The sequence below is a fragment of the Lacticaseibacillus nasuensis JCM 17158 genome (genome assembly GCF_001434705.1).
Taxonomy (GTDB): domain Bacteria; phylum Bacillota; class Bacilli; order Lactobacillales; family Lactobacillaceae; genus Lacticaseibacillus; species Lacticaseibacillus nasuensis.
In genome coordinates this window covers 1-371 of record NZ_AZDJ01000008.1, presented here as the reverse complement: position 1 = coordinate 371, position 371 = coordinate 1, and the positions used below count along the sequence as shown (strand labels likewise).

Genomic DNA, 371 nt, shown 5'->3' with positions numbered 1-371 from the left:
GATGCATCCGTAACCGTCAGGGTTGGTGTTGCGGTACCCTTTTCACCCTTCGCATTAGTCTTGCTCTTGATGAAGTCAGCTGCCGCTGCCTTGTCGTCGACCGTGATCGTCTTGCTTGTAGTTTCCAGAGCCGTACCGTCAGTAACGGTCAGCGTCGCGGTCGTGGTTTCAGTCGCGCCATCGGCGTTCGTGAAGGTCAACGTGACAGTATACGTGCCGGCAGTTGCGCCAGTCGTATCAATGGTCCCATCCTTAAGCTGTGCTTCTGCGGAAGAATCGGCATCCTGATCCTTGGTCTTTTCCAGGCCAGTAATCGTGAACGTGCCTTCTGCATCGGCATCACCAAGCTTAGCGCTTGGCTTAAAGGCATC

At 54.7% G+C, this 371-nt stretch carries 1 protein-coding gene; it reads right to left on the bottom strand.

Features of this window, described 5'->3' with window-relative positions; all coding sequences use genetic code 11:
* Positions 1–371 (bottom strand): hypothetical protein (locus FD02_RS11260; protein ID WP_202812893.1); only part of this gene is annotated, 371 nt, incomplete at both ends.